The sequence below is a fragment of the Prevotella sp. 10(H) genome (assembly GCF_000711235.1).
In the GTDB taxonomy this organism is placed as follows: Bacteria; Bacteroidota; Bacteroidia; order Bacteroidales; family Dysgonomonadaceae; genus Dysgonomonas.
Map to the genome: position 1 here is coordinate 23,927 of NZ_JOMI01000002.1, position 19,034 is coordinate 42,960.

Genomic DNA, 19,034 nt, shown 5'->3' on the forward strand with positions numbered 1-19,034 from the left:
ATTAATTCCGCTGCAAAGATAAAGTTTATTCTATTTACCGCTATTATTTGCCTGTTAAAGTAATTACGGGCACAATCATTTCTTCCATTGAAATGCCTCCGTGCTGGAATGTCTCCGTATAGTAAGATACATAATGGTTGTAGTTGTTCGGATAAGCAAAAAAGTCTTCTCCGGTGGCAAATATGTACTTTGTACTGATATTCGGTGCGGGCAACCCTACCTTTTCCGGTGAGTGGATATCATATACTTTTTTGCGGTCGTATTCGAGGTTTCTTCCGAGTTTGTAGCGGATATTAGAGTTTACGCTTTTGTCGCCTATTACTTTAACAGGATTTTTAACGCGTATAGTTCCGTGGTCGGTGGTTAATATTATTTTGTATCCCATATCCTTTGCTTTCCTCAGGATATCCATTGTGCTGGAATGCCTGAACCACGAACGGGTAAGTGAGCGGTACGCCGCTTCATCCGATGCCAGTTCGCGTATCATCTTTGAATCGGTACGGGCATGCGAAAGCATATCCACAAAGTTAATCACTACTACATTCAGCGGTTTATTGCTCATTGCACTCATATTTTGAACAAGCTTTTCTCCCGATGAAGAGGACAGAATCTTAGTATATGAAAAATCATATTTCAAATGATTTCTTTCAATTTGTTTTCGTAAAAAAGCCTCTTCATTTTGGTTTTTGCTTTCATCTTCATCTTCTTCAACCCACAGATCAGGATAAGATTTTACAATTTGCGACGGCATAAGACCTGAAAAGATTGTATTCCGTGCATATTGGGTAGCAGTTGGTAATATGCTGAAATATTCTTCTTCCGTGATATTGAAATCATTTGCCAACAGGTCTTTTACCTCCCACCATTGATCGAGCCGGAAATTATCGATAAGGATAAAAAATACCTTTTCATCGCTGTTTAATAGCGGAAAAACTTTTTTCGGGAATAGCTCAGGGCTTATTAACGGCCTGCCTTCTATACTATTAATCCACGACTCATAATTTTGTTTGATGTATTTGCAAAAACCTTGATTAGCTTCCTGCTTTTGCATCCGTAACAATTCTATCAATGGATTTTGGGAAGCTGTCAGTTCGGTTTCCCAATAGATGAGTTTTTTGTAGATGTCAATCCAGTCCTTATAATCGGTAGATTCGTTGATCCGTGCACTAATCTTTGTGTATTCTTCCCGATAGCTTTCCAATGTCATTTCGGAAACGATATCGTCTTTATGCAGGTTTTTCTTTATCGAAAGTAGTATCTGATTCGGATTCACGGGCTTGATAAGATAATCGGCTATCTTTTTTCCTATGGCATGCGTCATAATTCCCTCGTCTTCACTTTTGGTAATCATGATGACGGGAATATTCGGATCGATTTCTTTTATAATACTTAATGTTTCCAGTCCTGCCAGTCCCGGCATGTTTTCATCGAGGAAAACGATATCGAACGATTCGCTTTTTATGCTGTCTATAGCGTCATGTCCGCTGTTCACAGGAGTTACTTCATAGCCCTTTTCCTGCAAAAAGAGAATATGTGCGCGCAGAATGTCTATTTCGTCATCTGCCCATAGTATCCGTTTTTTTCTCATTCAAAACTGTGGTTTATATAACACAAGCCACATTTATTCCTCATAAAGTGGCTTGTTATATCGTTATGCACTCTAGTTATTATCAAAAGTACAAACAGAAGTGCAATAAGTAAAACGGGCAGGGTTAAAAATTATTATTTAAGCGCTGCGTTTATAGCATTCAAAAGATACTCTTTCGGGTCTGAACTGTATTCCCAGAACATAACTCCCGCCATTCCGTTAGTTTTCACATACTCACATTTTGCTGTTACCGATTCTTCATCGTCGTATGTGAGGAATGTTCCTTTATAGAAGTTGAAGAGGAACGGAGCTTGTGCTGCCTCATCCCAATAGCGGTAATATTCATTCTTGTTGACAAGGCTGTCTTTAATGAAAGTATATCCTTTTCCTTCTATTTGCTTATCCACTGCATCGCCTATTCCTTCCGAAGCACCTTTCTTCAACTGATACATTCTTCCATAGAAAGCAATTCCCATAACCAGTTTTTCCATTGGTACGCCTGCCTTATTGAACGCTTTCACCGCTAAATCTGCACTGTTCGACGGACTGTATTTGTCAGAAGCTAAGAGATTAGTGTGGTGAACCGCCGTATCTGACGATTGCGTATCGTAACTCATTATGTTTATATAATCCAGGTATTGTTGTGCTTTATCCATTTCGGTATTGTCTACAAACTTCTGGAATCCGCCGACTGCCGTTGTTAGCAGATATTTTTTCTCAGTTGTCTTTTCAAGTGCGTCAAGCTCAGCCTTTATCGCAGCAAACATCAGCGTATAATTTTGTTTGTCTTCAGGACGGAAAACATTTCCTGCATCACCTTCAATAGCAGGATATTCCCAGTCAATATCTACTCCATCGAGATTGTATTTATGCATGATTTCAACGGCCGATTTGGCAAATGTCTTTTGCCCTTCTGCTGTGAGTACTGCATCGGAAAAGTTCTTGCTCCATGTCCAGCCTCCTACTGATATAAAGATCTTGAGGTCAGGATTTACTTTCTTCAACTCGTTTAATTTTCTGAAATTAACGGTATCAGTCGCCTCATTGGTGAGAAAAGCTTTTCCCCCCTGTACATCTACAAAGGCATAATTAATATGGGTAATTTTGTCCGGAGATATTTTACTCACGTCCACTAATCCGTTAAATCCGGCTACATAAGCTATGATGACGGGCTTTGCTTTTTCCGGCTCTTTTTTACCTCCCGAACACGATGAGAAAATCGCAAGGAGTATTAAAGCTGATAAAATAAAATTCTTTTTCATATAATTCAATTATTTGGTGGTGTCTAATGCTATCTCTATCTGCGCGAGCAAGTCCTGTAAATGGCTTCGTTTCAATCCCGATGCCGAATTTGCAGCACTTCTGATGCTTTGGCGCAAATCCATTAACTGTGTGCGGGCGATGCCTGTCGCATCCGATGCCCGTGCACCCATTTGCGGATTGTTATTTTTCGGGTCGATTATATTTATCAATGCATTTACGTAATTTTTCTGCAGGTTGCGACGGTATATATCGATTTGTTTGCCGTTTGTCAGTTCCGACCAGATGCTTTTCTTCAGGTCGCTGAACATATTAAGCGCCGTGTATGCACTATTCCCGTTAAAGGCTTCGTCGCGCAACATCTTATCTATTGTATGTTTACTTATCAGACGGTCAATTGTTCTTTTCTGCACATTTCCTATAGCGCTGATTGGGTCTACACTTGCTTTTGTAATCAGTGTTTTGTCTATCAGCCATTCAGGTGTAGTAAATAGTTGTATATCCAGGAATTTCATCGCTTCTTTCTGTATACTTGCCGGAACAAATTCCTCCGAATTTCCGGATTCTTCTACCATAACAGGCGTGCGGTAGATACCGGCGATATTTTTAGTCACATGTCCCATATATCTACCATATTGGGTGACTACTTCTCCGTAAATAGATGTTGCCATGGCATATCCTTTATTCGGTTCTCTTGTCCAATCGAGTATCTGAGGAACCATGCGTTGCAGGTTCTTTATACCATATGTGCTGGCAAGCATGGCATCGTCGCCAAGGTCTTCGCTCTGGTTACGCGGGTCGTCATAATCGGTTTCGGTACCGAATGTGAAACGTTTGTCGCTCTGCAATTTCTCCATTATAGTTTTATTGGAGAACGGAACTTCATCTTCCGGTGTTGCAAATTGAGGGAGGTATCTGTATCCCCATTCTATCGACCAGTCATCGTATATACCGATGCGCGGGAAAAGGCCTTTCTCCGAAATATTATCTTCCGGTTGTGCAATATAGTTGAATCGGGCATAATCCATAATGGACGGTGTATGTCCGTTTGCTTCTACCCATTCCTTATTTCTCAGGTTCTCAACAGGAACAGTCGCCGACGAGCCGAAGTTATGCCTCAGTCCTAATGTGTGACCTACTTCATGCGATGACACAAAACGTATTAGCTCACCCATAAGTGCATCATCGAAAGTCAGTTTCTGTGCGCGCTTGTCCACAGTTCCGGCCTGTATCATATACCAGTTGCGAAGCAGCAGCATTACATTGTGGTACCAGTTGATGTGTGTTTCTATAATTTCACCACTGCGTGGGTCGTGTACATGCGGTCCGCTTGCGTTCGGTATATCAGACGGTTTGTATACAATGGCTGAATGACGTGCATCATCGAGGCTCCAAGTTGAATCTTTGGGAGCTTCAAGTCCGATAATTGCATTTTTGAATCCGGCTTTTTCAAATGATTTCTGCCAGTCGTTCACTCCCTGAATCAGGTAAGGAACCCATTTTTTAGGAGTGGCAGGGTCTATATAGAATACAATTTGCTTTTTAGGTTCTACCAATTCGCCGTTCAGGTATTTCTGAAGTTCGCCGTCCTTTGGTTCCAATCGCCAGCGGGTAATCTTCGATTTGTAATCTATTCCCTGCGGGTTGGAATCAAAGTCTGTATACCGGACTGCAAAATAGGCAACACGCGGGTCGAATAACCGCGGTTTCATCGGCACTTTCGGAAGTAATACCATCGAACTGTTCAATTCATAAGTCATCGGGTCGGTAGGGTAGTACTGTGCAGCCTGTGGCGGATATCCCTGCGGTGCAGTCTGTGCGTAAGTCTTCACCGTTCTGATTTCGACATTGATAGGATAGGCTTTTATGGTATCGATATAGCCTCTGTCGGCAAAATGATTTCCGATTCCCCGGTATTTCTTCATGTTACCATCGAAGAAGAAAACACTATTGTCTCCGTTCAGGAAGTCCGTTACGTCGATCACTGCCGTCGAAGTATTCTTAACAGAATCTTTGTTATATGCCTGTACGGCAAATGAGGCGAAAATCGGTTGTATATTTGAATTCTTCACAGACTGATACATACCGAGTGTATCGTTCGCCTGTTCGAGATAAGAAATATTGCGGATAAAGACTTTATTATTCGGGCCTTTTTCGAAACGAATTACATTTTCGCCTATCTGGTCACCCGGATAGCCTACCTGCGATTTGTATCTGTTAACCGGAGCTTTCGATATTCTGTTTACTACGAGAATATCCCTCTCCATAATAGAGTCGGGTAGCTCAAAGAAGTATTTTTCCTTTACTTTATGTACTTTAAAGAAACCTGTATTTGTCCGTGCTTCTTTGGTAATCACTTCTCCGTATTTTTTCGGTTCGGACGGAGATGCTGCCGGTTTAGCTGCAGGGGCTGCTGCTTCTTTTTTGTCTTCTTTCTTCTTCTTTTTGAAAGGATTTTTGATCTGTGCGTCGACGCTTACAATCCCGAAGGAAAGGAATAATACCAGAATAAGGTTTTTTACGGACATGGTGGAAAGGTGTTAGGTGAATAATCTTTAGATACAAAACTAAAAAAAATAAATGGATAAATAATTTGATTACTCGATATATGTTTAGATATAAAGTAATATAAAAGGCCTAATCAATATTTGCTATTTAATATGCTTATACGAATAGGCTTTTTGTTTTGGGGAAATTTCTTCAAAAATTTTTCCATTGTATTGTTATCCATCCTTACATCCGCTGGTATTGCAGGAACCCTTTCCCGCAAGGGTTTTTCTATTTTGAAAGTGATTTTATCGGTCTGATAATTGCTGTCAGGCGACCATTTAAGGTTAATATCACCGATATAATATACTTCATCTGTTTTTGCAATATCAGCAAATGTATATTCAGTCGGTATGCTGTATGATTTCATCCGCTTTATATTATTATATTCTAAAAAATCCAGATAAAATTTTCCTAATGGAGCTTTAGTATAGAAATACCCGCCTTTGTCCAATTGTGCGACTATAGGACTTCCATTTTCAGAATATAAATGGGCAGTCATATATTGGTAATTAATATCTTTTTCACCTGTTATTATAACACGGCCGAATATAACCGCCTCATTACTGTTTGTTTCGGTGTTTTTTACTTGAGTAGTAACACAACCTGAGAGAAAGATTGCAAGAAAAACGGAGGTTATAACAACCCTTATCTTAAATATTAACATATAATTTTAATGTCAGAGAATATTACCATAAAATGAAGATACGAAAAAATCGAATGTCTATGCGAAATGCAAAACTTCACCCGTACATATTTAAAAGCGGCATAAACTAATATAATTTATGCCGCATATTTTAAATTTTTATTACAAGCTGTCGCCGAAATCTTCCTTGAATTTTTCAAGTAATCGTTGTGGCCAGTCGCTGACAGGTTCCAGTCCTCCCATGAAGAAACGAAGTACCGGCGGTTCGTATACAAAGCGAAGTCCTCCGATCAATTCGCGATTTTCGTACAACCATGTCATGCGGTCTTCTACGTATTTGATTTGAGATAAAGTGAATACACGGCGCGGAACAGCCAAACGCAAAAGCTCCATGTCGGCATATGTTTCGTTTCCGTATTCGTCGCGCTGGTTAGATACCGAACCGCGTTCCATACCCCTCACGCCGGAGATGAGGAAAAATGCTGCAGCAAGCGAACCTGCCGGATATTCTGTCTGCGGAATGTGCGAGCAGATTTCCATTGCATTAACGTGTGCACCCAATACTCCCGCAGGCGTTACTACAGGAATACCTTTTTTGTCGAGTGAGTTAACAAGATATTCGATGAATTGGGGGCTTTGGCAAATCATGCTCTCGTCCAGCGTTTCGTATAATCCTACGGCAATAGCCTCGATTTCGCGTACCGACATGCCTCCGTAAGTAAGGAATCCTTCGAAAAGAGGTACAAGCGGTTCCAGTTCTTTAAATATGGCTTGGTTGTTGGTACAGATACCTCCTCCACGAGATGAGCTCAGTTTGCGCGCAGAGAAGTAAACCAGATCGGCCAGGCCTGTCATCGTAAGGATGATATCAGCCATCGAACTGTCTTTGAATTCTTCTTCACGCTGTTTTACAAGCCATGCGTTTTCCCCGAGTAAACTGGCATCCAATACCAGTCTGATTCCGTATTTATCGGCAATGGAACGCACGCCGCGCAGGTTTTCTATCGAAAATGGTTGTCCGCCTATCAGGTTGGTAGATGCTTCCATACGGATGTATGGTATATTTGCGGCACCATGTTTATTTATACATTTTTCAAGCTTTTCGAGATTCATATTCCCCTTGAAAGGATGCTTGCTGTTTATCACATAGGCTTCGTCGTAGAGTAATTCTTCTATTTTACCGCCATATTGGGTGATATGAGCCATTGCTGTAGTAAAGTGGTAGTTCATCGGAACTATACTCCCTTTACGTATATATGCGTTGGAAATAATATTTTCGGCAGCGCGCCCCTGATGTACAGGCAGCAAATACTTTTTGCCCAGTACTTCCTCGACGGCTTTCTGATATCTTACAAAACTTTGTGAGCCAGCATATGCGTCGTCGGCTATCATCATGGCGCCCATCTGGCGGTCGCTCATTGCGTTGGTGCCACTGTCGGTAAGCATATCGAGGAATACATCTTTGGTATCGAGCCTGAATGTATTGAACCCTGCTTCGTATAATGCTTCCAAACGACGTTCGATAGGAACTAAATGCAGTTTTTGTACAATACGTACTTTGTGTAATTCCAGAGGAATATTTTCTCCACTGTAGAATTTAATGTTAGCGGAACTTTCTGACATGATATTAGTTTAGTTTATAGTATGTTAAAATAGACGGCGCAAGATATAAATAAATATTCAATTAGCAATGAAAAGGCGTATTATATAATATTTAATATATATAAAATGTCTATTTGGTTTCTTTTTGTAAAGACGATGCCTGTCTTGAATAATAAAGACAAAACAAAGCGTTGAAATTTATTGTTAATTTAGTACGATTAAATATCAATATAAATATGTTAAGTATGGAAAAGGTGAAATTGAATAATGGCGTGGAAATGCCATGTATTGGTTTAGGAGTGTTTCGCATAGAGGATAATAACGAAGCTCAACGTGTGGTAGAAACTGCGCTCAAGGTAGGATACAGGCATATCGACACTGCCATGTATTACCACAATGAAGAAGCGGTAGGTAAAGGCATCAAAAATTCGGGCATTCCGCGTGAAGAGATTTTTGTAACAACCAAAATGTGGAATGCCGACCAGCGCAGCGGAAAGGTGAAAGAGGCTTTTGAAGCCAGCCTGAAAAAGCTAGGTTTGGAATATATCGACCTTTATCTTATTCACTGGCCTGTGGAAGGGAAATTTATAGATACATGGAAAAAGTTTGAAGAAATATACCATAGTGGAAAGGTAAAAGCGATAGGGGTGAGCAATTTCAAACCGCATCATCTCGAAGCCCTTGCTAAAGAGCAAACTATTGTTCCTGCTGTGAACCAGATAGAACTGCATCCTTACCTTATACAAGAGGATACACTCGACTACTGCAAAAAAGCAGGCATTCAGGTAGAAGCATGGAGCCAGTTCGCTGCCAATCAGTTGGGATTGTTCGATGAAAAGGTATTGAAAGACTTATCAGATAAATACTCGAAATCTCCGGCTCAGATTATACTACGCTGGGATTATCAGCGAGGAGTGGTTACTATTCCGAAATCGGCGAATGAAGAAAGGATGAAACAGAATCTGGATATTTTCGATTTTAGCCTGACAGAGGAAGAAATCACGGCTATCAATTCTTTGAATAAAAATAAACGGGTAGGGCCTGATCCCGATCATGTAGATTTTTAAAAATATGATATCTTTGTTATACTGAACGGAATAAATGCCTGTTCCGTTCAGTATCAACTGATTTCATATCCTTAATAATACATAGACAATCCGGGGTTCCCCATTTCGTCATCTGACTCATTCTCATTACTTTTCTTTCCCCTGATAATATTGAATTTATAAGAGAAGCTGACAAGGAAATACCGGTTGATTGAATTTGTACGGCTATCAGACAGGTAATTGCCGTTGACATTACGGTAGACATTATTCCTATCGTTCAGTATATCGAAGAACTGAGCTTTTAATGTCCCTTTTTTCTTTTTTAGGAATTGCTTCGATACGGAGGCATTCCACAATATCTCGCTCTTTTTAAAATCATCTTCATAGCCAGTATTATATGAGTAATTGAGATTGCTCGTAATCGTAAAATCATGCGGAAGCCTCCATATGGCATAATGGTTCAGCGTATAATTTGTGCTGTTCCGGTCTTGCTGATTAGTCAGGTTATTCCGTGTCATATTGTAGGTAATACCGGCCCGCAGATTGGTTTCGAATTTTTCAATTTTAAATTTGAACATTGCCTGCTCGCCGAGTATGCCATTATGAGTAATGGCCTTATCTCCATTAGTGAAGCCGATACTTTTATTGTAATTGACGTATGTTCCGTTGTTAATAGAGAACTTCTTATTTTTTAGGGGTGTGTCGTACATTACGTGAATATTGGCGCCCATATTTCCGTTCACATTCCTGAATGTATTTGTAGTATTACCCAAGTCGTCGATTGTAGAATAACTGACAACATTATTTAATGTATAATTGAAGCCTCCCATTATCATGAAGAAACGGCTTTTTTCATAATCCGACTTCTGATAATACATATTGATGTAATTGCTGTAGCTGGGTTTCAAATCAGGATTACCAAAATGTTTCGACAATGCACTTACTATCACCGTGTCTGCCGACAACTGACCTATGCTCGGATGACTGGTAGAGCCGGAATAATTGAAGTCGAAACTCGTGTTCTGATTCGGATTATATGAGAAATTTATATGGGGGGAGAAATTGACTACATTTTGTTTCAGGTCTTCGATTATCGAATCGCCAAGGCTTATTTTACTTTTCGAATACGACGGGTCGATGCTTATACCTATCGTATACCTGTACTTTTCTTTTGTAGTCTGAAAGTTCAGCCCGATATTCTGGTTGACAAATTTATTCTCTGTATTACGGGTATAGGCCGTATCCAGAATAGTGTAGTTTCCATTCGGGTCTTTCCGGCGCACATCGCGTATACGCTCAGAGTTGTTTACGCCGTACGAATAAGTGAATTGCAGCCTGTGCTCTTTACCGAAAGGTTCTACATACGACATAGATATATTGTGATTATTTTCGTTGCTTTCGGTACTACTCCGCTGGTCGATAATTTTGTCTTCTATACCGCTGCTATATACAGTTTTCGAATAATTTGTTCCTTTACTGTCATCTTTGCGGAACGTATTACTGTAACCAAGACTGATAACACGTCCTTTATTATTAAGCCGACGCCCAATATTGATGGAATTATTCATGTTATGCCCATTTCCTTTATTCAGGGATTGTGAATTTCCCGAAGTGGTATCTTGGCCTGCTACGTATGAGAAAGTTGAAGAATTATTTTCATTCTTTGAATCATTTAAGCTAACAGTTGAACGGGCATATATCGTAGTCATCGAATCGGGTTTCCACTCCAGGTTGATCCCGAAATTGGTATTTTCCCTCCTGTTGGTATAGATCATATCATTTTTCGACATACGGTCGCCCGTAGTAAGGAATGTTTGCGTGTTGGTTCTCGTTTCAGCCAGATTCTCATTATTGGAATAACGTATATTTCCCCCTACTTTCAATTCCTTAGTAGCTTGTATATTTGCATTCCCCCCTATAATTTTATGCTTATCTATACCATCACCGCCCCCCCACGAGCGGTCGTCATCGTTTACATTATTCATATCGCCTACGAATGATATCTGATTCTCGTTGCGCATATAGTTTGCCAAAGCCTTATGGGAATATTTGTCGTCGCTACCGTATCCGGCTTTTACTTCCCCGAAAACACTTTGCTTCAATTCTTCCTTCACAACCAGATTCAGTACCTGATCGGGGTTCTTATCTTTAAATCCGGTTATCTTGGCACTTTCCGACTCTTCTTTATATAGCTGGAGTTTCTTGATCATATTGGCCGGAAGGTTGGCCAAAGCCATAGGTATGTCGTTACCGAAGAATTCTTTCCCGTCTACAAGGATTTTAGTTACAGGCTTGCCATTTGCTTTTATATTACCGTCGGCATCGATTTCTATGCCGGGTATATTTCTTACCATATCCTGCAGCATATCGCTTTCCTGCGAACTGTAGGATGCAGCGTTGTATTCGATCGTATCGCCTTTTACTACAATGTTGGGTACCTGTGCTTCTACTACTGCGGCTCCCAGTTCTACTGTTTTTTCCTCTAAGTAAATATCTCCTGCCGAAAAGTCCGGTTTGGAAAAAGTAGTCGCAATATCCTGAAAGATTGTTTTATATCCGAGAAAGGTGATTTCGAGTATATATTTGCCGGGAGAAGCCGAAAGGCGGAACTTACCCTTCTCATCGCTGGCTATTCCTTTGATGTAAGTACTGTCGGCTTGTGTGAGCAGGCGGATAGTGGCTGATTCTATAACTTCCTTAGTCTTGCCGTCATATACAGTTCCCTGTATATAGCCTCTGACATCTTTCTTCTCTGATTGGGCTACAGCAGAAAGACTGACTATTAATAAAAGAAGTATACATAAATGCCTCATCAGCTATGCTCTTTTTATCGGAAACGAAGATAACGCTTTTTTTATTATTTCTTTATAGAGTATAAAAAGGGTAATATTCGTTAAGGTTAATAAAAAATAATTTTTGTAATGCCTCTATAATTTAACGAAAAACAAGGGAAATCCTTATTCAATTACCTGATAAGTAATATCTCAAGACTGACAATATCAAAAAAAAGTGTTTACTTTGTGCAACTTATTTCGAATATAAAACAAAACATATAATAATCAACGAATCGAAGGTAATATGTCAGAAGATGTTTTCAAGAAGATAGTTTCACACTGTAAGGAGTATGGTTTTGTATTTCAGTCCAGCGAGATATACGACGGGCTGAGTGCTGTATACGACTACGGGCAAATGGGTGTGGAACTGAAAAACAATATCAAGAAATACTGGTGGGATAGTATGGTGCTGCTGAACGAAAATGTAGTGGGCATCGACTCGGCTATCTTTATGCACCCTACCATATGGAAAGCTTCGGGGCATGTGGATGCTTTCAACGATCCGTTGATAGACAACAAAGACAGTAAGAAACGTTATCGCGCCGATGTATTGATCGAAGAATACATGGCAAAGATAGACGACAAAATAAACAAGGAAGTAGAAAAGGCTGCCAAAAAGTTCGGCGACAGCTTCGATGAAACGATGTATCGCCAGACAAACCCGCGCGTACTCGAAAACCAGAAAAAGCGTGACGAGGTGCATACCCGTTTTGCCAAGGCGCTGAACGATGGTAATCTTGACGAACTCCGCCAGATCATTATAGATTGCGAAATTGCAGACCCTATCAGCGGTACACGCAACTGGACGGATGTACGTCAGTTCAACCTGATGTTTGCTACTGAAATGGGTTCTACTGCCGATGGTGCTATGAAAGTTTACCTGCGCCCCGAAACGGCTCAGGGTATTTTCGTCAACTTCCTGAATGTGCAGAAAACAGGACGTATGAAGATTCCTTTCGGTATTGCACAGATCGGTAAGGCTTTCCGTAACGAAATTGTTGCCCGTCAGTTTATCTTCCGTATGCGTGAGTTCGAACAGATGGAGATGCAGTTCTTCGTTCGTCCGGGTGAAGAACTCGGCTGGTTTGCCAAATGGAAGGAAACCCGTATGAAGTGGCATAAGTCACTCGGATTCGGTGACAACAAATACCGTTTCCACGATCACGACAAGCTGGCTCATTATGCAAATGCGGCTACAGATATCGAATTTGAGATGCCGTTCGGCTTCAAGGAAGTGGAAGGTATTCATTCGCGTACCGACTTCGACCTGAGCAGCCACGAGAAGTTTTCGGGTAAAAAACTGCAATATTTCGATCCCGAACTCAATAAATCATACACTCCTTACGTTATTGAAACGTCTATCGGTGTCGACCGTATGTTCTTGTCGACCGTTTCGGCTGCTTATGCAGAAGAGGAGCTCGAAGGCGGCGAAACCCGCGTGGTATTGAAGTTGCCGGCAGCGCTTGCCCCTATTAAACTGGCGGTATTGCCATTGGTAAAGAAAGACGGCCTGCCTGAGAAAGCGCGCGAAATAATCGATGCATTGAAGTTCGACTTCAAATGCCAGTATGATGAGAAAGACAGTATCGGTAAGCGTTACCGCCGTCAGGATGCTATAGGTACTCCTTATTGCGTGACAGTCGACCATCAGTCGCTCGAAGATAATACGGTGACTATCCGCTATCGCGATACGATGCAGCAGGAGAGGGTAGCGATAGGCAGACTGTCGGATATTATCGCCGATAAAGTGAGTATGAAAAACCTGTTGAAAACAATAGGCTGATTGATAAGATTTTGATTATAAAAACAGATATACAATGAATAAAAAACTCTTTGCTTTCATCTTTTTATTTTGCTCGCTGGCATTGTTTGTAGCCTGCGGCGACGATGACGACGATAATAGTGGCATCGATCAGGAGTGGAAGTCATATAATGAAAAACAGATTTCTGAGGTTTCCGTAGCAGGTTCCGGATATCAATCTATTACATCGCAAAGTAAGAACGGAGCAGTATATTATAAGAAAATAAATTACTTTGAAGAAATAGATGCTAAATCAACACCTTCAACTAAGATAACAGAAGCCGGAACGCCTTATTATACGGATAGTATTGCTATGCGGTATGAAGGCTATTTCTTTGAAAAAGACGGGCGGAAAATTATATTTGAAAGAGATAATAATAATGGGGTAGTCACACGGGCTAGAGTATCATCAAATTTTGTTGATGGTTTTTCTACCATGCTTCAAAATATGAAGAAAGGAGATCAGGTAGAGGTTGTTATTCCTCAACAATTGGGATATGGAGTAAATGCGCTAAAGGATGCTGCTGGCAATATAAAAATTCCTGCATATACTACAATAAGATTTAAATTATATCTTGTAGATATCTATCCTGATAATCCGGGAGAGTTTGATTAATATAATAAAAAATGGTAAATAACAAAAGGAACCAATCTTTATTAGATTGGTTCCTTTTATTTAATTCTAGAGGCGCTGATATACTTTAAAAGATGATATTCTATCGTCCCAATTGAAAAGTGGTACAGGACGCCCAAAGATATCAGTAGTATATGTATGTTCATTTACCAAATGAGAACAATAATAATATTGTTGAGATCCTCCGTCAAAGCCTATAGCTTGTCCTCCGAAATCTCGATTAGCATAAAAAACCACACCTGCTCCATAGAGCTCAAAGGAACTTATCTTGTTGTTCATTTTATCTCCGACATATGAACAGCAACCACCATTTACACCTTCCCATGATGTGACTCCAAATCTTGCTTCAAATCCCATCCAGTAACCTTTTCTGTCAGGGTCATTCCAGATACTTAAAAATCCTCCTACAGGTGTTGAAGCCTTTGTTGTCTTTTTAGTCTTTTCCATATGCTCTTCTAAAAGATTTGAATTATCAAAATATTCTAAGCTTCCATCTTCTTTAACAAGGAGTGATAAAGTAGAATCTCCGGCAAGTTTCATTATTAATTTCTCAACTTCCTTATTTGCAAAAATACAAACAGAATCATCTTTTAGAGTATAATCCGAATAATATTCCTTCCCTTTATATTTAAAAGAAATAGATTGCATATCAGAGACAGATTTTACATCGGTTTTTTCATCAGGAACATTTACAGTTTCGGGCATTACTACATCGGCTTCCTCATTGCTGCAGGAAAACAATGCACAAGCGAGAAAGAATAGAATAGCTACTTTCTTCATGTTTTTAAGATTTTTAAATTGTTAATTAATAAGTAAAGGTGATTGTTAACATATCTCCGTCAGTGAAGTTATATAAACTTAATTAACAATTAACACAAAATCACAATCGAATTTATGTTAAATTTAATTAATTGTTTGTTCCCTGATTTTAATTGGATTTTACCTCTTCCCTTTCTTCCGTCTCCGCATGCTTCCCACAAGAAACTCCTGCAATCTTTCGGGCGTGATATTGGCTTCTATCTTGCCTTGGCTGGCAAAAGATATCTTGCCTCTCTCTTCAGATATCACGATTACTTTGGCGTCAGTTTCCTGTGATATACCTAAAGCCGCCCTGTGGCGCAGTCCGAACGATTTCGGTATATCCTGATTTTGTGAAACCGGAAGTATACAACCCGCCGCCTTGATCTTGTTGCCGGCAATAATCATTGCCCCGTCGTGTAAAGGTGTGTTTTTGAAGAATATATTTTCTATGAGGCGCGTACTGATGTCGGCATCGAGCACCTCTCCTGTGGCCTCGTAGTTGCCCAGCTTTATTTCCTGTTCTATTACAATCAGCGCCCCTGTATAGGTTTTAGCCATGTTCATGCATGCCACTACCAGCGAGGTAACCACGGCATCATTGAGTTCACCCGAATCCTTCGACCTGAATATTCTGGATATAAAGCGAAATGTGCGGTTGGAACCGAGCGACATAAGGAACCGCTTTATCTCATCCTGAAATATGATGATAATCACAAATAATCCGAGATCCTTAAACAGGTCGAGGATAGCACCCATAAGCCGCATCTGCAATACCTGCGAGATAAGCACCCATAAGACGATAAATGCCAATACTCCCTTAAAGATAGTGCCAGTACCCGATTTTGATACAATGCGGTATAATTGATACATCACTGCAGCAACCAACAGGATATCAATAACATCTTTAATTGTAAAATTTTCCATTCTACGGGGCTATAAGCATTTTGTTCGAATATCAAAGATAATGGATTTCTTTCAGAATAGGCTTAAAAAGTAATTCTACTCTTATTAAAAATAACTTTTATTCAAGCATTTGGTTCATTACCGGGTGATGAACGGGGAACAAACTCCGGTAAGGCTCTTCCAGTTCATCGGTCTTATATCCGAAGAGCAAACGGCAAAGCAGGCGTTCATCTTCTACTTCAATCTTTTCTTTATCCGGATTCTTTTTTGAATATAATCCCAGTAAAAACTCCCTGTCCATAATGCGTGCCATGCCTGCAATGTCGTATTTCTCGGGGAATCCATCTAAGATTTGTTCTTCCACTATCGCTTTGAAATCGCAAAAAGTCTTTTGGACGCAGAAATCTTTTTCCCTGAACATAGCATCATATACTGTATAGGCTTCTTCGAGGTCAGGATGCTGTATGAGTATTTTTTTCAAAGGATACAAAGGAGTATTGCCATTTTCAAAAACTTTTTCATATCCGTACTTTTCATAGAAGCCATATAGCCAGTCTTCGGCAGGAACGAGTATAGAGAGTGGAATTTCTCTTTGTCTCATTATTTCATGCGCCCGGTGTATAAGCTTTGCCATAAAGCCTTTTTTTCGGTATTCGGGCAATGTACACAATCCTGCAAGATAGGCAAAAGGAATCTCTTCGCCGTAAAAAGTAATCGTATAGGGAAGCATTTGTAATGAGGCAACAGCTATCCCGTCTTCAAAATATATCAGTGTATTTTCGTTCCTGTATTTATATTTGAAAAGTATATCCAGAAAATCGTCGTCGTCGCCAAAGCAGGTTTTCCACATCTGGCGGACAAGCGGCATTGTATGTTGGTTTGCAAATTGTATCATTTTTCAGTTAACAGTTAGCAGTCAACAGTTATCAACCATCATTGTTAATTATTAATTCTTAATTGCTTTTACACTTTCGGTATCAGCATAGCCTCTTCCAATAGTATATCCGGATAATAGGACATTTTTGCCTTACGCAGATTATTCAATCCCATATCTTCTTCCCTGTTTATATATTTAAATTCGGATGCTTCGTGTTCAATAAACTGTTGGTTGATGATCGTGTAAGCGCCGTTCATATCGCCGAAAGCTTTTTCGACATGCACCACGAATGAATCTTCTGTCAACGGCTCACCTATAGTAAATGCCACGATTTTACCGTTTACGCGTACAGCACCGCCACGTAGCTGGAGATAATCGAAATGCTCAAGCATAAGCCTTGTTGCGATGTAGTCGTACCGTTGCGATATATTAATGGCAGAAGTCGATTTTTCCTCCCATTCATCGAGCATTTTAGTACATTCATCCAGTTCTTTTTTCGATGTCAGCGGGAAATATTGCCAATCGGGATTATCGGCTTTAAAGCGGTTTATATGATTGCGTTTACTTTGCAGCTTTTTTCCTGAGAGTTTAATCAGTTTTTCCGACAGATAAATATACTCATCGTTATTACGGTCGGGCAGGTAGCGGAATTTCTCAGGCATTTCCTTTTGTATATTCTCCCACATTCGCAGCGTGATACCTTTCATCTGGAACGGGATTTTATTATCGGCGGCATCTTTCATTATCAGGCTGAATGCATCTTTCAAAGGCATTTTGCCGATAGGCATCATATAATAAAGCTGTCCGTCGGAATCCTGAAAACGAAGGAATACGGTACGGTGTTCTATGGCAAACATTGTTTTGAATTTTGCATTCCAGGCAAAAAGATTGGCAAAACAAAAGTCGCAGGCACGGTATATGTTGCCCTCAAAACAGGCATCGATATCTTTTTTATCTGATAGTGTAATTTGTTTAAAGTTGATCATAAAATGATTTGATAATTTTCATTTGCTAAACAAAGCTACTACAAATATTGTTTTCATTAGTATTGATAAAGATATTATATTTTGATGTACGATTAATATCACCTGCAACATTTGCTTATAAGATAATTTATAACGTAATTTGTGACTTATAAAGAATCATTCTATATAAGAAACTATCACGAAGAAAGATGTCGAATACGAAAAAAGTATTAGCAGTAGCAGAAACATCATATATAATACGTAAGGGACTGGTGTATGTTTTATCCCAATTGTCGAGCGTAGGAAAGGTTGTCGAGTTGAAGGAAATGGAAGATATAAACTACCAGATCGCTATACTGAATCCCGATGCCGTACTTATCAATCCGATGTTGCTGGGGCATACCTCGCGGCAGGATATACGGCAGCAATTGAATCTCGACAAGAAGACGGCGATCATCGCACTGGTGTATAACATTATCGATGAGCAGTTCTATAAGTCCTACGATGCTGTTATAAAGATAAACGATTCGGAGTCGAAGATAGAAGAAATACTGCTCAACTGCCTGAATAAGGAGCAAAGCGCCCAGAGTGATCAGGAAGAACTGAGCGATCGCGAGAAGGAGATTCTTATCAGCGTGGTGAAAGGAATGAGTAATAAAGAGATTGCTGAACATCATAGTATCTCTATACATACAGCGATCACGCACCGCCGCAATATTACACGAAAACTGAAGGTGCACAGCATATCGGGACTGACTATATATGCGATCATTAATAAACTTGTGGATATATCAGAAATAAAGTATCAGGACGAATAAAACATTGCCAACATGCAAAATATAACCATCATTTTTAACAAGACAATGAAGATGTCGGAACTCATCGATGCCGACTACCATCTTCTGCAACTCTTCAACAGGCTCAATATATCGTTAGGCTTCGGAGAGAAGAATGTCGATACCGTTTGTAAGGAGAACGGGTTCGATACCGATTGTTTTCTTTTCCTGGCCAACTATCAATCCAATAAGTCAATTACCGATATACAACAAGCTTTCATGGCATTGCCGTTATCGCCGTTCCTGCAATATCTGAAAAGTTCGCACAGCTACTTCCTTGAAAGACGGCTGCCTAATATCCGCCGCAAGCTCGAACTGGTGTTCAATTTGTCGGAAAAGGGTCTGAAAGCTGCTGTCCTTAACTTCTTCGATAATTATACCCGCGAAGTTTCCGAGCATATGCAGTATGAAGATGAGGTCGTATTCCCTTATGTATATTCCCTTATCCACAAATCTAACGATCAAAAGTACTCGATCAATATTTTTGAAGAGCGCCACAATGATATAGAAGGCAAGATGAACGACCTGAAGCAAATACTCTTGAAGTATGTTCCGGGTTCTACCGACCAGATGCTTATGGTAAATGTTCTGACCGAACTATATATGTCAGAAGAAGAACTCGAAGCCCATACATTTATCGAGGACAGCCTTGTTATTCCTCGCGTAAAAGAAATAGAGAAGAGCAAGAGCTAAA

15 protein-coding genes are annotated in these 19,034 nt (G+C 40.0%); 5 read left to right on the top strand and 10 right to left on the bottom strand.

The window, feature by feature from the left end:
* Positions 1-43 precede the first annotated feature (43 nt).
* The 5 genes from K348_RS0103510 to K348_RS0103530 form a co-directional block, all read right to left on the bottom strand.
* On the bottom strand, positions 44-1,588 hold the full coding sequence (locus K348_RS0103510; protein ID WP_029902987.1) for a PglZ domain-containing protein: 1,545 nt from the start codon (positions 1,586-1,588) through the stop codon (positions 44-46).
* A gap of 134 nt (positions 1,589-1,722) precedes the next feature.
* The gene (locus K348_RS0103515; protein ID WP_029902989.1) at positions 1,723-2,850 is read right to left on the bottom strand and encodes a glycoside hydrolase family 18 protein; all 1,128 of its coding nucleotides are present in this window, start codon (positions 2,848-2,850) and stop codon (positions 1,723-1,725) included.
* Between the two features lie 9 nt (positions 2,851-2,859).
* The gene (locus K348_RS0103520) at positions 2,860-5,376 is read right to left on the bottom strand and encodes a zinc-dependent metalloprotease (protein WP_029902991.1); all 2,517 of its coding nucleotides are present in this window, start codon (positions 5,374-5,376) and stop codon (positions 2,860-2,862) included.
* A gap of 113 nt (positions 5,377-5,489) precedes the next feature.
* A complete protein-coding gene (locus K348_RS0103525) occupies positions 5,490-6,062 on the bottom strand; it encodes a hypothetical protein (protein WP_029902993.1) in 573 nt (190 codons plus the stop codon).
* A gap of 141 nt (positions 6,063-6,203) precedes the next feature.
* Positions 6,204-7,664, bottom strand: coding sequence for a tryptophanase (locus tag K348_RS0103530; protein ID WP_029902995.1), 1,461 nt, complete (start codon positions 7,662-7,664; stop codon positions 6,204-6,206).
* A gap of 224 nt (positions 7,665-7,888) precedes the next feature.
* Between K348_RS0103530 and K348_RS0103535 the strand changes: the two genes are divergently transcribed.
* Positions 7,889-8,710: an aldo/keto reductase gene (locus K348_RS0103535; protein WP_036930192.1), complete on the top strand. Its 822-nt coding sequence runs from the start codon at positions 7,889-7,891 to the stop codon at positions 8,708-8,710.
* Positions 8,711-8,781: 71 nt separating this feature from the next.
* Here K348_RS0103535 and K348_RS0103540 read toward each other — a convergent pair whose 3' ends face one another.
* Entirely contained in the window at positions 8,782-11,502 is a 2,721-nt protein-coding gene (locus K348_RS0103540; protein WP_029902998.1) for a TonB-dependent receptor domain-containing protein, read from the bottom strand.
* A 265-nt stretch (positions 11,503-11,767) separates the two neighbouring features.
* On the opposite strand from K348_RS0103540, the gene K348_RS0103545 reads away from it, so the two are divergent.
* Together K348_RS0103545 and K348_RS0103550 are read left to right on the top strand one after the other, a co-directional pair.
* A complete protein-coding gene (locus K348_RS0103545) occupies positions 11,768-13,306 on the top strand; it encodes a glycine--tRNA ligase (protein WP_029903000.1) in 1,539 nt (512 codons plus the stop codon).
* A 34-nt stretch (positions 13,307-13,340) separates the two neighbouring features.
* Entirely contained in the window at positions 13,341-13,940 is a 600-nt protein-coding gene (locus tag K348_RS0103550) for an FKBP-type peptidyl-prolyl cis-trans isomerase (RefSeq protein ID WP_036930173.1), read from the top strand.
* A 66-nt stretch (positions 13,941-14,006) separates the two neighbouring features.
* Here the strand turns inward: K348_RS0103550 and K348_RS0103555 are convergent, their stop codons facing one another.
* The 4 genes from K348_RS0103555 to K348_RS0103570 all read right to left on the bottom strand — a co-directional run bounded on the left by K348_RS0103555 (position 14,007) and on the right by K348_RS0103570 (position 17,525).
* Entirely contained in the window at positions 14,007-14,738 is a 732-nt protein-coding gene (locus K348_RS0103555; RefSeq protein WP_029903004.1) for a hypothetical protein, read from the bottom strand.
* A gap of 159 nt (positions 14,739-14,897) precedes the next feature.
* Positions 14,898-15,683, bottom strand: a complete 786-nt coding sequence (gene cdaA, locus K348_RS0103560) for a diadenylate cyclase CdaA (protein ID WP_029903006.1) — start codon at positions 15,681-15,683, stop codon at positions 14,898-14,900.
* 97 nt (positions 15,684-15,780) lie between these two features.
* The gene (locus K348_RS0103565; protein ID WP_029903007.1) at positions 15,781-16,557 is read right to left on the bottom strand and encodes a GNAT family N-acetyltransferase; all 777 of its coding nucleotides are present in this window, start codon (positions 16,555-16,557) and stop codon (positions 15,781-15,783) included.
* A 68-nt stretch (positions 16,558-16,625) separates the two neighbouring features.
* Positions 16,626-17,525, bottom strand: coding sequence for a DUF2156 domain-containing protein (locus tag K348_RS0103570; RefSeq protein ID WP_029903009.1), 900 nt, complete (start codon positions 17,523-17,525; stop codon positions 16,626-16,628).
* Positions 17,526-17,713: 188 nt separating this feature from the next.
* Here K348_RS0103570 and K348_RS0103575 point away from each other — a divergent pair, with 188 nt between their 5' ends.
* Both K348_RS0103575 and K348_RS0103580 read left to right on the top strand, forming a co-directional pair.
* Positions 17,714-18,322 (top strand): response regulator transcription factor, encoded by a 609-nt coding sequence (locus tag K348_RS0103575; protein WP_029903011.1) that lies wholly within the window; start codon positions 17,714-17,716, stop codon positions 18,320-18,322.
* 12 nt (positions 18,323-18,334) lie between these two features.
* Positions 18,335-19,033 (top strand): hemerythrin domain-containing protein, encoded by a 699-nt coding sequence (locus K348_RS0103580; protein WP_029903013.1) that lies wholly within the window; start codon positions 18,335-18,337, stop codon positions 19,031-19,033.
* Position 19,034: the final 1 nt, after the last annotated feature.

What these genes read in the sequence shown, in the direction of transcription:
- K348_RS0103515 (WP_029902989.1), bottom strand. Translation starts at nt 2,850, where the DNA reads ATGAAAAAGAATTTTATTTTATCAGCTTTAATACTCCTTGCGATTTTC.
- K348_RS0103575 (WP_029903011.1), top strand. Translation starts at nt 17,714, where the DNA reads ATGTCGAATACGAAAAAAGTATTAGCAGTAGCAGAAACATCATATATA.
- K348_RS0103510 (WP_029902987.1), bottom strand. Translation starts at nt 1,588, where the DNA reads ATGAGAAAAAAACGGATACTATGGGCAGATGACGAAATAGACATTCTG.
- K348_RS0103570 (WP_029903009.1), bottom strand. Translation starts at nt 17,525, where the DNA reads ATGATCAACTTTAAACAAATTACACTATCAGATAAAAAAGATATCGAT.
- K348_RS0103555 (WP_029903004.1), bottom strand. Translation starts at nt 14,738, where the DNA reads ATGAAGAAAGTAGCTATTCTATTCTTTCTCGCTTGTGCATTGTTTTCC.
- K348_RS0103525 (WP_029902993.1), bottom strand. Translation starts at nt 6,062, where the DNA reads ATGTTAATATTTAAGATAAGGGTTGTTATAACCTCCGTTTTTCTTGCA.
- K348_RS0103580 (WP_029903013.1), top strand. Translation starts at nt 18,335, where the DNA reads ATGCAAAATATAACCATCATTTTTAACAAGACAATGAAGATGTCGGAA.
- cdaA (WP_029903006.1), bottom strand. Translation starts at nt 15,683, where the DNA reads ATGGAAAATTTTACAATTAAAGATGTTATTGATATCCTGTTGGTTGCT.
- K348_RS0103545 (WP_029903000.1), top strand. Translation starts at nt 11,768, where the DNA reads ATGTCAGAAGATGTTTTCAAGAAGATAGTTTCACACTGTAAGGAGTAT.
- K348_RS0103535 (WP_036930192.1), top strand. Translation starts at nt 7,889, where the DNA reads ATGGAAAAGGTGAAATTGAATAATGGCGTGGAAATGCCATGTATTGGT.
- K348_RS0103565 (WP_029903007.1), bottom strand. Translation starts at nt 16,557, where the DNA reads ATGATACAATTTGCAAACCAACATACAATGCCGCTTGTCCGCCAGATG.
- K348_RS0103530 (WP_029902995.1), bottom strand. Translation starts at nt 7,664, where the DNA reads ATGTCAGAAAGTTCCGCTAACATTAAATTCTACAGTGGAGAAAATATT.
- K348_RS0103550 (WP_036930173.1), top strand. Translation starts at nt 13,341, where the DNA reads ATGAATAAAAAACTCTTTGCTTTCATCTTTTTATTTTGCTCGCTGGCA.
- K348_RS0103520 (WP_029902991.1), bottom strand. Translation starts at nt 5,376, where the DNA reads ATGTCCGTAAAAAACCTTATTCTGGTATTATTCCTTTCCTTCGGGATT.
- K348_RS0103540 (WP_029902998.1), bottom strand. Translation starts at nt 11,502, where the DNA reads ATGAGGCATTTATGTATACTTCTTTTATTAATAGTCAGTCTTTCTGCT.